The organism is Romboutsia sp. 1001713B170131_170501_G6, from assembly GCF_015668195.1.
In the GTDB taxonomy this organism is placed as follows: domain Bacteria; phylum Bacillota; class Clostridia; order Peptostreptococcales; family Peptostreptococcaceae; genus Romboutsia_C.
The window spans coordinates 491,380-502,748 of the sequence record NZ_JADPFC010000001.1 but is presented as its reverse complement, the minus strand read 5'-3'; the positions used below and the strand labels follow the sequence as shown (position 1 = coordinate 502,748).

At 24.1% G+C, this 11,369-nt stretch carries 16 protein-coding genes; 7 read left to right on the top strand and 9 right to left on the bottom strand.

What is annotated here, in order from left to right; genetic code table 11:
• Positions 1–154 precede the first annotated feature (154 nt).
• Positions 155–586, bottom strand: a complete 432-nt coding sequence (locus tag I4U89_RS02540; RefSeq protein ID WP_195938101.1) for a MarR family winged helix-turn-helix transcriptional regulator — start codon at positions 584–586, stop codon at positions 155–157.
• Between the two features lie 158 nt (positions 587–744).
• Between I4U89_RS02540 and I4U89_RS02535 the strand changes: the two genes are divergently transcribed.
• From I4U89_RS02535 to I4U89_RS02520, 4 genes are all read left to right on the top strand, one after another.
• The gene (locus I4U89_RS02535) at positions 745–1,230 is read left to right on the top strand and encodes a DUF2798 domain-containing protein (protein WP_195938100.1); all 486 of its coding nucleotides are present in this window, start codon (positions 745–747) and stop codon (positions 1,228–1,230) included.
• A 267-nt stretch (positions 1,231–1,497) separates the two neighbouring features.
• Positions 1,498–1,731 carry a sodium/glutamate symporter gene (locus I4U89_RS02530; RefSeq protein WP_195938099.1) on the top strand — a complete coding sequence of 78 codons (234 nt, stop codon included), beginning with the start codon at positions 1,498–1,500 and terminating at the stop codon, positions 1,729–1,731.
• A gap of 73 nt (positions 1,732–1,804) precedes the next feature.
• Positions 1,805–2,125, top strand: coding sequence for a hypothetical protein (locus I4U89_RS02525; RefSeq protein WP_195938098.1), 321 nt, complete (start codon positions 1,805–1,807; stop codon positions 2,123–2,125).
• A 119-nt stretch (positions 2,126–2,244) separates the two neighbouring features.
• On the top strand, positions 2,245–2,628 hold the full coding sequence (locus I4U89_RS02520) for a hypothetical protein (RefSeq protein WP_195938097.1): 384 nt from the start codon (positions 2,245–2,247) through the stop codon (positions 2,626–2,628).
• 626 nt (positions 2,629–3,254) lie between these two features.
• Here the strand turns inward: I4U89_RS02520 and I4U89_RS02515 are convergent.
• From I4U89_RS02515 to I4U89_RS02495, 5 genes are all read right to left on the bottom strand, one after another.
• Entirely contained in the window at positions 3,255–3,656 is a 402-nt protein-coding gene (locus I4U89_RS02515) for a hypothetical protein (protein WP_195938096.1), read from the bottom strand.
• A gap of 16 nt (positions 3,657–3,672) precedes the next feature.
• Positions 3,673–3,885, bottom strand: coding sequence for a helix-turn-helix transcriptional regulator (locus tag I4U89_RS02510; RefSeq protein WP_195236989.1), 213 nt, complete (start codon positions 3,883–3,885; stop codon positions 3,673–3,675).
• Positions 3,886–4,398: 513 nt separating this feature from the next.
• Positions 4,399–4,902 (bottom strand): GNAT family N-acetyltransferase, encoded by a 504-nt coding sequence (locus I4U89_RS02505; RefSeq protein WP_195938095.1) that lies wholly within the window; start codon positions 4,900–4,902, stop codon positions 4,399–4,401.
• Positions 4,892–5,566: a YczE/YyaS/YitT family protein gene (locus I4U89_RS02500; RefSeq protein WP_195938094.1), complete on the bottom strand. Its 675-nt coding sequence runs from the start codon at positions 5,564–5,566 to the stop codon at positions 4,892–4,894. The genes I4U89_RS02505 and I4U89_RS02500 overlap by 11 nt, the downstream gene beginning before the upstream one ends.
• A 353-nt stretch (positions 5,567–5,919) precedes the next feature.
• Positions 5,920–6,540: a class I SAM-dependent methyltransferase gene (locus I4U89_RS02495; protein ID WP_195938093.1), complete on the bottom strand. Its 621-nt coding sequence runs from the start codon at positions 6,538–6,540 to the stop codon at positions 5,920–5,922.
• Between the two features lie 714 nt (positions 6,541–7,254).
• Here I4U89_RS02495 and I4U89_RS02490 point away from each other — a divergent pair.
• Entirely contained in the window at positions 7,255–8,103 is an 849-nt protein-coding gene (locus I4U89_RS02490; RefSeq protein WP_195938092.1) for a CPBP family intramembrane glutamic endopeptidase, read from the top strand.
• Between the two features lie 30 nt (positions 8,104–8,133).
• Complete coding sequence (locus I4U89_RS02485) at positions 8,134–8,412, top strand: hypothetical protein (RefSeq protein WP_195938091.1); 279 nt, start codon at positions 8,134–8,136, stop codon at positions 8,410–8,412.
• A gap of 176 nt (positions 8,413–8,588) precedes the next feature.
• On the opposite strand, the gene I4U89_RS02480 is transcribed toward I4U89_RS02485, so the two are convergent.
• From I4U89_RS02480 to I4U89_RS02470, 3 genes are all read right to left on the bottom strand, one after another.
• Complete coding sequence (locus tag I4U89_RS02480) at positions 8,589–8,801, bottom strand: hypothetical protein (protein ID WP_195938090.1); 213 nt, start codon at positions 8,799–8,801, stop codon at positions 8,589–8,591.
• 277 nt (positions 8,802–9,078) lie between these two features.
• Positions 9,079–9,399 carry a hypothetical protein gene (locus I4U89_RS02475; protein ID WP_195938089.1) on the bottom strand — a complete coding sequence of 107 codons (321 nt, stop codon included), beginning with the start codon at positions 9,397–9,399 and terminating at the stop codon, positions 9,079–9,081.
• A gap of 246 nt (positions 9,400–9,645) precedes the next feature.
• A complete protein-coding gene (locus I4U89_RS02470; protein WP_195938088.1) occupies positions 9,646–10,185 on the bottom strand; it encodes a GNAT family N-acetyltransferase in 540 nt (179 codons plus the stop codon).
• A 577-nt stretch (positions 10,186–10,762) separates the two neighbouring features.
• Between I4U89_RS02470 and I4U89_RS02465 the strand changes: the two genes are divergently transcribed.
• On the top strand, positions 10,763–11,356 hold the full coding sequence (locus I4U89_RS02465; protein ID WP_195939191.1) for a thermonuclease family protein: 594 nt from the start codon (positions 10,763–10,765) through the stop codon (positions 11,354–11,356).
• Positions 11,357–11,369: the final 13 nt, after the last annotated feature.

Sequence of the window (11,369 nt, the reverse complement as noted above, 5' to 3'; positions counted from 1 at the left end):
AGAATCAAGATACCTTGCTTGTGATACGGTTCTTTGTATCTTGCTATACGGAACGTATTTTTATTATATGAAGTAACTTTTAAAATTTTTTATTACACATTATATTTTTATATATTCTAAAGGATTTTATATTAAAGTTAGTTTTTCACAATACTTATTTTGTAAACCAACTTTCATTTAAACACTCTTTTAATATTTTAAATTTATCCTCACCTATAGAGTTTATAATGTTAGTTTCAAATTCTTCTTTTAAAATTAATGTCTCTTTACAAAATCTTAATCCTTTTTCAGTTAAAGAAAGTATCTTATCTCTAGAATTTGCGTCTTGATTTTCTATAATAATATATCCTCTTTCAATTAAGCCTTTTGCACATTTATGAGCTCCTTGGCGTGATATTCCTATTATCCTTCCAATCTGTGCCACTGTTAATTCATTTTTTTCTATTAGTGCAATCATATATGATTCTGTATCACTAACCCTTTCTTCTCCCCTTTCGACCCAAGTTTCTATTACCATTTTTCTAAGCTTTGCATGTTTTTCACTTATTAAATCTATTATATTTAAACTTTGAAAATTTGAACTCATATAAATACTCCTTTATTTTAATTAAATCTATATACATTATATATCATTTTTAACTCTATAATACAATTTTAGTAAACTTAGTTGACATTTTAGAGTTAAAAATGGTATTATACATTAGTCAACCAAGTTGACAATATATTAGAAGAGAGGTATTTAACTTGTTTAAAAACAAAAAAGAGCATTTTATATTTATATTAATGATTGCTACAACAATGGTATTTATAATGAGTTGCTATAATATAGCTATAGTTGAAGGATTTTCATTATCTATATTTAAGCATGCAGTGCTAGGTTTCCCAGTTGCTTTTATTTATGCATTAATAGGAGATATTTTTATAGTTGGTAAAATCGTGAAAGTCATTACAAGTAAAATATTAAAGCCCACTGACTCTATGGCAAAAGTAGGATTGTGTATGTCATTTTTCACAGGATGTGGTATGGTTATTTGGATGTCATTATTCGGAGTAATTACTAATGTAGGACTAGATTCTAACTTTATTTCTGCTTATGGTGTTGCTTTAGTTACAAACTTTATTTTTGCAATTCCTTTAAATTTATTAATTGTATCTCCTTTAGTAAGATTTTTATTTTTTAAGATGTTTCCACCTATTTCAAGTTTTGATCAACAAACAAATGCTATTTAATAATGAACCCTATCCCTTACTTATGATAGGGTTCATTATTTGTAATTCTAAATTTTTAATTTATATTATATGTTTTAGCTCTGTTAGCTAAGTTTGATATAATTTACCAACAAAGTAACGGTTTATTATTTACTGTAATATATAAGCTCTAAGATATACTTATTTTCAAAATCTGATATGAATTAGTTCAAATATAATAAAAGTAATGTTAAATCTGATTCACTAAATCTTTTATAATTCATCTTATTTTTATACATAGGTATAACAATGCTATCTTATATAGGTTATATGATAGTAGCAGCTATTATGAGAAATATTTCAGATGCAAAAGGAATATGTGAGATATCAATCAATAAATTAGAAAGCATAGGTTCAATATGTTTATCATTATTTTTATCAATGGCTATATGTAGCTTAAAGTTATGGGAGCTTATAGACCTAGCTATACCTATGTTAATACTACTAACTTTGCAGACATTATTAATAATTCTAAATCACTAATTTATAATGTATAATTATATATAGGATATATTAGAATTTTATATGAAAGTAAATATATTAGGGGGAAAACATAATGTCATTTATAATTTTTGTAATATGGGCATATTTATCAACACTATTATTTAGTTTTTTATTTTATAAGTTAAATCATATCAAACCACAATTATTTCAAGAAGTACAAAGAAAAATAAATAATTTAAGTGAAAAAAAGAAACGTAGATTAGGAATAATTGCAAATATATTATTTTTAATAATAATTTTTATTTTACCTATATTTAATGATAGTGATATTATAGCAGGTTTAATTATAGGTTTTTTATTTTCATTTAAGGATATATGTTTTAATAATAATGTTATTGAATATGCGTTAAAAGATTATAATGATATAAAGTAATATATAAAACGATACACAATATAAGAAAATATCAAAATTGCCATTCTTTTTAGTTATTATAATAGGTGTAAGTTATCATTTAATACATAACAATTATTTAGTTAATTAGGGGGAATATTATGGATAATATTATTGATTTTAAATTAGTTATTCCATTTATAATTTTAATAATTATGTTTTTAGGGAATTATATATCAGAAAAGAAATTTAAACCAAATAAAGCACTTTTAGAAGAAATTGAAGATTTAGAATTTTCAAGAAGGTTTTTTATATTAGGTATAATACTAGTTATTTTAATAACTTCTCCTCTAAATAAAAATACTTATTTTACTTTATTAATAATTATAGTAGCTTTGATAGCTGAATGGATTAGATCTAAATATATTTTAAAATATTTAAGTGATAGAGATGAAAATGAAAGCACTAAAAAATATATATCGACTATGCCTATTTTTCAATGTATATGTGCTATAGCTTTAGCTTTGTATTTTATCTTTTTTTAATATATCATTAAATAAAATTATACTTATATAAAGATTGTACCTAGTATTATACCATTGTTAATTAGTTTATATAGAGTTAAAAAAGTATACACTAAGATAAGTGATTTCATAAATACAAAAAATGCTATTACTTAGAATTATATTTAGAAACCATTAATAAGTTTTAAAATATATATATTTAATCTATAATTATATATAATAAAATATAAGGTGGTAATATTGGTGAATATAGGGATCAAATGTAAAATAAAATACATTTCAAAGTTTTTAGTAGATGAATTTAAAGCTCAACACATTACCAAAGAAGGTCTTTTAAATTTAGATAGAGCATTTTAACAAAAATGTTAAAGATATAGATTGCTTATCATATAAATATCAAGTAAATACTTAAAAATTAATAATTATTGTTTTAGAAAGTAAATATTAAGAAATTTTATCTAGTTTTACAATGGATGGAAGATGAAGTAATTGAAGAATTAAAAGGTTTTAAACCATACGTAAAATATTTAAAATAATATAAAAAGTAGATCTATTACTATAATAAATGCTATAAATTTTTATGCTATGTTTAATTATAATATTAAAAAATACAATAATTAAAAGGACCATTATATGGTCCTTTTAAATTAGAATTCTTTATTATATTTATTTATAAGTAGTATCCATAAAATATATTTTAATAAGAAAACACCTAAAATAAGGAATACTAACCATGTTGGATATCCCATTATGATGCAAATATAAGCAATTAGTAAAACAAACCAGTTAGATATATCCCCTGCTTTAGCATTAGCTTTATCTCTTATAAGTTCATTTCTTTCGTCTTTATACTCTATTTCTATTTGCTTAGATTTACCAGGTATTTTTTCAATACGTTTAATCTTATATAACGAACCTAAACCTCCACCAATTAATCCAAACCCTAATGCAAAAACTAATCCAAATAACCTTGAAATTATATCTCCTTTATCTACAAAAATTGATGCTAATAAACCTACAATTGCTAATACTACTCCTAATATTAGCATAATGAAACTCCTTTTTTTACTTAACATTATTATCCTCCTCTTCATATATAAATATCTCCTCAATTGACATATTAAAATATCGTGCAATTTTAAAAGCAAGAATAATCGAAGGATTATATCTTCCTTTTTCTAAAGAACTAATTGTCTGCCTAGAAACTTCTAGTGCAGATGCTAGTTCTTCTTGGGTAATTTGCTTTTGTTTTCTAATTTCTTCTAATCTATTATTCATACTACAATGCACTCCTTCTTAACACAATGTAAAGTTAACTTTCCATACATTAATAGTAGCATATTAAAATCAAATGTCAAGCTAACTTTACATTTAATATATTATATAAGAGAAATTTACATTTGTTACCCAAATGCATAATAGAGGATAAATCTCATCCATTGGAATTACACCTATCTTCTTATAAAATTTTATAGATGGTTCATTCCAATTAAGACACTACCAATCTAATCGTTTACAATCTCTTTCTATAGCAATACGTGCTGATGCTGAAAATAAAGATTTTCCAAGTCCTAATCTACGCATTTTGGGCTGTACATTTATTATATCTATTGTGTTTAATATAAAAAAGGAGCCATTACTTTTAAGTTGTAATAATAAAAAAGTCATACACAAAAACATATTTATTTTCATGTACGACGTTTTATTAAATTACTTTATTTTATAAAATTATTATCTAAACATAAATTTAGAAACTACTAAAGAAATTGCATAATTACCAAATAAATTAAACTATAGCAATTTTTCAAAAGCTATTCTTTTACTTGAATCATCTACATATATTATTCCGCAATACTTAAATCCATTTTTCTCAAGTACCCTTTGCATAGGAATATTCTCTTCATGTGTATCAATTTTAATACTATGTACACCGCTATCTACACAAAGTTGTTCTACACATTTAATAATCTCAGTTGATAGACCTAACCCTTTGTGGTTATTACTTACAGCTACTCTATGGATAGCTGCATATTTATTGTTGCTTAGCCACTTTCCATCATAGATAGATTCATACGTTGGCTCTCCTTTAAATGTTACCATTGAAGTAGCAACAACCTCACCATCTTTTTCTAGTACATAGCTTTCAACATTTTTTATATCCCCAATAATTGTATCTTCGTTTGGATAATTGTTTTGCCATTGGTCTATTCCTTTATTTTTAAAGAACTCTTGAGCTTGATTGATGATTTTCATTATACTTTTTACATCATTTGTTTTTGATTTTCTAAACTTCACTAATATCCTCCTTGTCAGTTATGCATTCTTTAACAAATGCAAAACACTGTTTTATATCTTTATGATTTAAATTTTTAACATCGAAATTAAATATTTTGTATATCATTTGAACACAGTAACCTATCCCAAATACAGTTAATAAAGTACCTAGTCCAACAGTCCCACCTAATACCCATCCAGTTATTAGAGCCAGTCCTTCTATAAAAAATCTTATTTTACTTATAGGCTTTGATGTAAGCTTTACTAAGACTACCATTAATCCATCTCTCGGACCACATCCCATTTCACACCCTATATATAAATAACTTCCTATTGCATTAACAAACATACTTCCTATCATGAGTAGTATGCCGTAAAATAAATTAATGCTTGTAGGAATTATATCTATATAGATTATTAAATCTATGAAACATCCAATCATAATCATATTTGCCAATGTTCCAAATCCTATTTTTATACCTAATATACTAACTATAGTTACAATTAATAGACCGACAATGATACTTGCCTGACCGATTGTAAATCCAACTAAATTAGACAAACCTTGATGAAAAACATCCCATGGACTCAAACCCAAATTTGATTTTATTGACATTACAGTAGAAAGTGCACATAATAAAAAGCCTGATAACATTCTTAGAAAAAGCATTAATATTCTTTTCATAATTAATCTCCTAAAAAATAATAGTCGAACTTTCAACTATTATTTTTAAATATTCTCCAACACCTTTTTTAAATATATCTCCATGATATAATTATATTATAACTGTTTATATATATCATCATAATTAATTTTAATCTGCTCCTTAAGTCCTTTATCTCCTTCTTAAAGTCTGTTTATTTTTCTTTTTAAACTTGTTATAATAATTAAATGAAGAGTATAATGAAAAATGACTAGATTTTGATATATTTTACCAATTCTAGCCATCTTTATAGATTTTATATTTTGAATTTAATCTTTTTATTATTTTATATCCATAGACTTCATCTTCACTTATAATTTGTAATATTATTCCTTTAATCAACCTCTAAAACACCTGCGCAAGAAGATATTTGTGTATATTTTGCATTAACATTATTTTTATATAATGATGGTATTATTTTCTCTTCAATCATATATATTTCATCTTCATCCCATTTATTTAAATTCTTACTTTTACATTCAATTAAGTTACCCTCTGTTTTAAACGCGACATCAGCAATTATTATCTTCCCATCTTCACTTAATAAATCCTTTAACTTAGATATAAATTCTACTTTTTTATCATTATTTAAATGATGAATTGCATAAGAGGATATAATATAATCAAATTTTTCATGTGCTAATTCTGAAGGTATACCTAAATTAAAATCGCTTTGTATAAAAAGACCATCAGGCATCTTTTCCTTTGCTATATCTATCATTGCTTGTGAAAAATCAATTCCAAATATCTTTGCTCCATCTTCATATAATTTACTAGTTAATAGTCCAGTCCCAAAACCTACATCCAAAATTTTTTTTGATTCTTTGTTAATAATTGAATTATAAATATAATTTAATACATCATAATAACCATCAAATGGATATTCATTTGAACTTTTTTCTACGCTTTTATCATACTCCCTTGCCCATAAATCAAACCCCTTATTATCTAACAATCTATTTCCTCCCATTTCATCTATATATAATTAATTTTTCTGAATTTATGATATCTGTTAATTTAATTATATCAGAGCTTATAGTTTGAAGTATGTGCACTAAAACATATAATTTTGTGAATACAAGCAATGCTATTAAATAAAAATATATTTAAATTAAAATACCAGCAATATTAAGATTGATACAAAATTATTTTACTTATTTTTTAAATTTAACTAGTTATCTACATAAAAAAAGTATCTTAAAAATTAAGATACTTTTTTGAATACATAATTTGAATACATAATTAAGGGTTTAAGGATTTATTATAGTTTGGCTACTTCCTCACCAAAGTATATATATCCATTGATAGAAATTGATAATCCTTATCAAACTCTTTAATTAAATGATAATATTTTTCAATTAATTTGTCAATATTTTTTTAAAATTTTTATCATTAAATTCTCTAATAAATCTACTAAATAAAATTTTGTTTATAATCTTATAAATATTATTAAAGAAGGCTAATTTTTGTCCTCTTTCTATACAATATTCTATGCAAAAAATTCCCATTTAATTTCTTTAGCTAACTTAAATCAAGATACTTTACTTAAAGTTTAATGAAACCATTTTGTAATAGGAAAACGATTAAGTATTATGTATAATATAACTAAAGTTTACAATTGTTATAAATTGTAAATAATATATGTGGGTAAATAATTTAAGGGGTGGAGATGTATAATTTAAATCAAATATATAAAAATGAAATAAAAATTAAACCAATATCTTTATTAAAATCACTTTTTGCTATAGCTATATATATTTTAGTACAAAATATAATAAGTTTGTTATCAGTTTTTATTAGTATTCTAATAAATCCAAACATGTCTTTTGGAAATAATATGATACTTATAATGATATCAACAGTGTTTATAAGTATAGCTATAGTAATATTGGCAGGGCATATATTTACAGAAAAAGGTAGTACTAAAATAAATAGCAATATTTTTAAACCTAACAAGAAAGACTATTTACATATTTGTTTGATAATAATAGGGTATATTTTAATTAGAGAAGCTACATTGTTTGAAGTATTAACACAGTTTGAAGGACCTATACCTGATGAAACTCTTGATTTTATTATTGAAAATTCTAGTGGTATAGAATTTTTTATACTGAGTTTAATGTTATTTTTACAAACACTTATAGAAGCACCTATATTTGAAGAATTATTTTTTAGGGGAATATTATTAAATGGATTTCTAAGTAAATATAAAACAAATTATAAAAAAGCTATAATATATTCTGCGATAATATTTGCTATTGCACATTTAAATATACCTCAAGGGATAAATGCCTTTATATTAGGAGTAATACTAGGATATATTTATTATTATACAAAATCTATGAAACTATCTATTTTTGCTCATTTTATAAATAATTTAATTATATTTATACCAGTACCAAGTAATATAATAATTAAAATTACATACATTTGTTTAGGATTATATTGTATTGTAAAAGGGCTGAACTACATAAGGCAATTACAAGAAAAAAATAATAAGTTAGCTATAGATAATTAGTTATAAATTTACGGTGGGAGGTAATTTATCATGTTATTATGGATTATGGTGTTTCTTGGTATTTTACTATTTATTGTTGGGCTTTATTTTATTGTAAAAAATTATAAAGAGGGAAAGTACATAAAAAAATATGGAGTAATTTCTTATATAGGGTTAGGCATAGCAGTTCTTGGAGTAATATTATTAATGGAGCCTGTATTTACCAAGTTACCCCCAAATTTATCTGGAGTTTTACCATGTTTTATATCTTTAGCTATTTTTATGATATCAGCTAAATTATTGCTAAAACCTACATTTTTAAAAAAATAATTACCAATTTATTGAGTAGATTAAGTAAAGAATCTTAACATATTTAAACTAAAGTATATAAAAATGACTAGACTTTTGATAATTCCAATAGTTCTAGCCATTTTTTTGCTTATTTATAATACAAAATTCTAATAAATTCTAAATTTGATTAAAAAGATATTTTTTATGCTAATAGATTATACATTATTTTTATTATCTTTTATTGCCCGTGTTAATTTACGTAAATTATCATTTATAGAAATTAATAATATTAAAATTAAAATACCTATAATCCCTGTTCCACCTGAATTATTTATACTATTACTTACATTCTCTACACTATTTTGCAAATTAGATATTTCCATAGATATATCTTTAAGTTGCTCTACTATTTGATTTTGTTCTTCCACTATTTCACTCCTCATACCCTTTTGTTGAAAATTTTTAAAAATTACTTATATAATTTTAATAATTTTAATACATAATAATTGTTGCCTTTTTATATTATATACTTTGTAAATTCATTTACCAATACCAAAATAACATTAAATCTATATCTTATAAATTTAAATTAATCAAATTAATTTATTTTTAGGCTATATTAGCTTTTATTTTGATATACTATAGATAAAAATAAATGTACCTTAGTATTTTCAATATATTAAAATACTAAGGTACATTTATTTACTAAATTTTTGATTTTATTCTATAATATGTAGCACAAACAATAACATTTAGTGTAATTGTAATTACAAGAAGTAATCCTGATGTAAGTGCTACTGTACTTAAAGTATCCATCATCGCTGTCCAGTCCTCTATATTAACCAAATGATTAATATAAAAAATCTGCATACACAATGAAATGGCACATGCACTAGCACTAGCTATAGAAAAAATCCCCCACTTCTTATTGATAGACTTATTCTCCCACATAAGATTAATAATTGGGATAATAAGAGCAATCAACCCAAATAATAAACTTCCCCTATTTAACAAACCATAATCCATAATGATATTCCCCCCTAGCTTTCTAACTTATGTATTTGTTTAATAAAAGTAATTAATGTTAAATTACAGTTACTGACTTTGATTATATCATAAATTTTATTAAATTATTTATTTCCTTTACCTCTTTTTCTATGTTCTCTAAGCATTTTAAAAATAGTGATTTTAAATGATTTTCAATTTTTATTTGAATATTTAACTATGACTTTTATATATACTTTTTACATAATTGTCTAACAGAGCCTAATTTTATAATAGAATATTTTTAATTAACGAAAATATTTCCACATCCAAAAAAACATCTTCTTTAAATATGCTTTGTCTAAGTGTTCCCTCTTTTTTAAATCCAAGCTTTGTTAATAAATTAGAAGATGAATTATTCCCTATAACAACTTCAGCTTCTATTCTATGTAAATTTAAATCGTAAAATGCATATCTAATTATTTCACTAACAGCTTCCATTCCATAGCCATTGTACCAATAAGTACTATCTATATCATATCCTAAATTGCATTTTTTGTTTTTAAAATCTATGCTATTATACCCTGCTAACCCAATTAATTTATTATCTTCCTTAAGAACAATTCCCCATCTCATACCATTACCTTCTGAACTAGCTTTTAAAATTTTATCAATTAATATTTTGGCGTCATTTTCACACTTAAGTGATGTTTTTCCTAGGTATTTAGTAACTTCATCCTTTGATAAGTAGTTAAATATATCTAATGAATCATTCTTTGATATGCTTCTTAACAACAATCGATTGGTTTCTAAATTCTTAAAATTCATATTCTAATCCCCTTATTAAAATATTAAGTCTACAATGTTTCTTTTTTTATTTATAAATCTCCACCTAAATTTAATAATTTTACCATTTTTGCTCTTTAATTATATTGTACTATCAATATGTTAATTTTCTATAATTTTATCTAATAATTACAATCTAAAAATATATTTAAATCAAAACACCAATAATGTTTAACTATGATACATAATTGTTTTACTTATTTTTAAAATTTAACTAGTTTATCTACATAAAAAAAGTATCTTAAAGATTAATATACTTTTGAATACATAATTAAGGGTTTAAGTATTTATTATAGTTTGGCTATTTCCTCACCAAAGTGTATACATTTTTATTCATCACTGCCTTCAGGCAATACTTTAATTTATACCAAATATCGGTTAAAATGTAAAAAAAAGGGGGGGGGATAAAACAATGAAAAAGAGATTTTTAATAGCTACAATCGTAGCAAGCATAGGGTTAGTATGATGTGGGAGTGATTCAACTGACGATGTTAAGAAAGAATCAAATACAGATACTAAAGGAGTAGAACAAAGCACTTCTAATGAAAATACATATGAAATAAAGGATAGCTTTGCAAAAGGTGTAGTTGATAGCATTGTAGATGGTGATAGTTTATACATAGACTGGTCAGAACATAGAAAAGATGGATTAGGAAAAAAGACTCTATTCGAGCTAGAGTGTATTAATGCTCCAGAAATTACACATAATATATTCAACAAGATGCCTTATGCAGAAGAATCAAAAAAGAACCTAGAAGATTTAGCATCTCCTGGAGATGAGGTTTATATTGAATTTTCTGAGGATGGGGTTACACGTAGAGCCTTTATCTACGTTAAAACAGGGGATAAAGTAAAGCAACTTAACAATGAACAAATTAAGTCGGGGTTGGCTTATACCAAGAGTAATATATTTCTTAGTAAAGGGCATGAAAATATAGCAAAATTAGAAGAAACTGAAAATCTAGCAAAGAAACAAAGCTTAGGTATCTGGTTGGAAAAAGACTTTGTTGTTGATGGAATGTTTAATAAAAAGTATGTAAAAGAAGGAAAAGAAGAATTATACGAAGAAAAGAAAAGAGACCCAGAAGCAACACGTATAACTCTAGTTGTAGATCAAGAAACTAAAAAATCTACAGTTTTACCTAATGATTAAAAAACACTACTGT

What these genes read in the sequence shown, in the direction of transcription:
- I4U89_RS02540 (WP_195938101.1), bottom strand. Translation starts at nt 586, where the DNA reads ATGAGTTCAAATTTTCAAAGTTTAAATATAATAGATTTAATAAGTGAA.
- I4U89_RS02530 (WP_195938099.1), top strand. Translation starts at nt 1,498, where the DNA reads ATGCTATCTTATATAGGTTATATGATAGTAGCAGCTATTATGAGAAAT.
- I4U89_RS02525 (WP_195938098.1), top strand. Translation starts at nt 1,805, where the DNA reads ATGTCATTTATAATTTTTGTAATATGGGCATATTTATCAACACTATTA.
- I4U89_RS02520 (WP_195938097.1), top strand. Translation starts at nt 2,245, where the DNA reads ATGGATAATATTATTGATTTTAAATTAGTTATTCCATTTATAATTTTA.
- I4U89_RS02515 (WP_195938096.1), bottom strand. Translation starts at nt 3,656, where the DNA reads ATGCTAATATTAGGAGTAGTATTAGCAATTGTAGGTTTATTAGCATCA.
- I4U89_RS02510 (WP_195236989.1), bottom strand. Translation starts at nt 3,885, where the DNA reads ATGAATAATAGATTAGAAGAAATTAGAAAACAAAAGCAAATTACCCAA.
- I4U89_RS02500 (WP_195938094.1), bottom strand. Translation starts at nt 5,566, where the DNA reads ATGAAAAGAATATTAATGCTTTTTCTAAGAATGTTATCAGGCTTTTTA.
- I4U89_RS02490 (WP_195938092.1), top strand. Translation starts at nt 7,255, where the DNA reads ATGTATAATTTAAATCAAATATATAAAAATGAAATAAAAATTAAACCA.
- I4U89_RS02485 (WP_195938091.1), top strand. Translation starts at nt 8,134, where the DNA reads ATGTTATTATGGATTATGGTGTTTCTTGGTATTTTACTATTTATTGTT.
- I4U89_RS02475 (WP_195938089.1), bottom strand. Translation starts at nt 9,399, where the DNA reads ATGGATTATGGTTTGTTAAATAGGGGAAGTTTATTATTTGGGTTGATT.
- I4U89_RS02470 (WP_195938088.1), bottom strand. Translation starts at nt 10,185, where the DNA reads ATGAATTTTAAGAATTTAGAAACCAATCGATTGTTGTTAAGAAGCATA.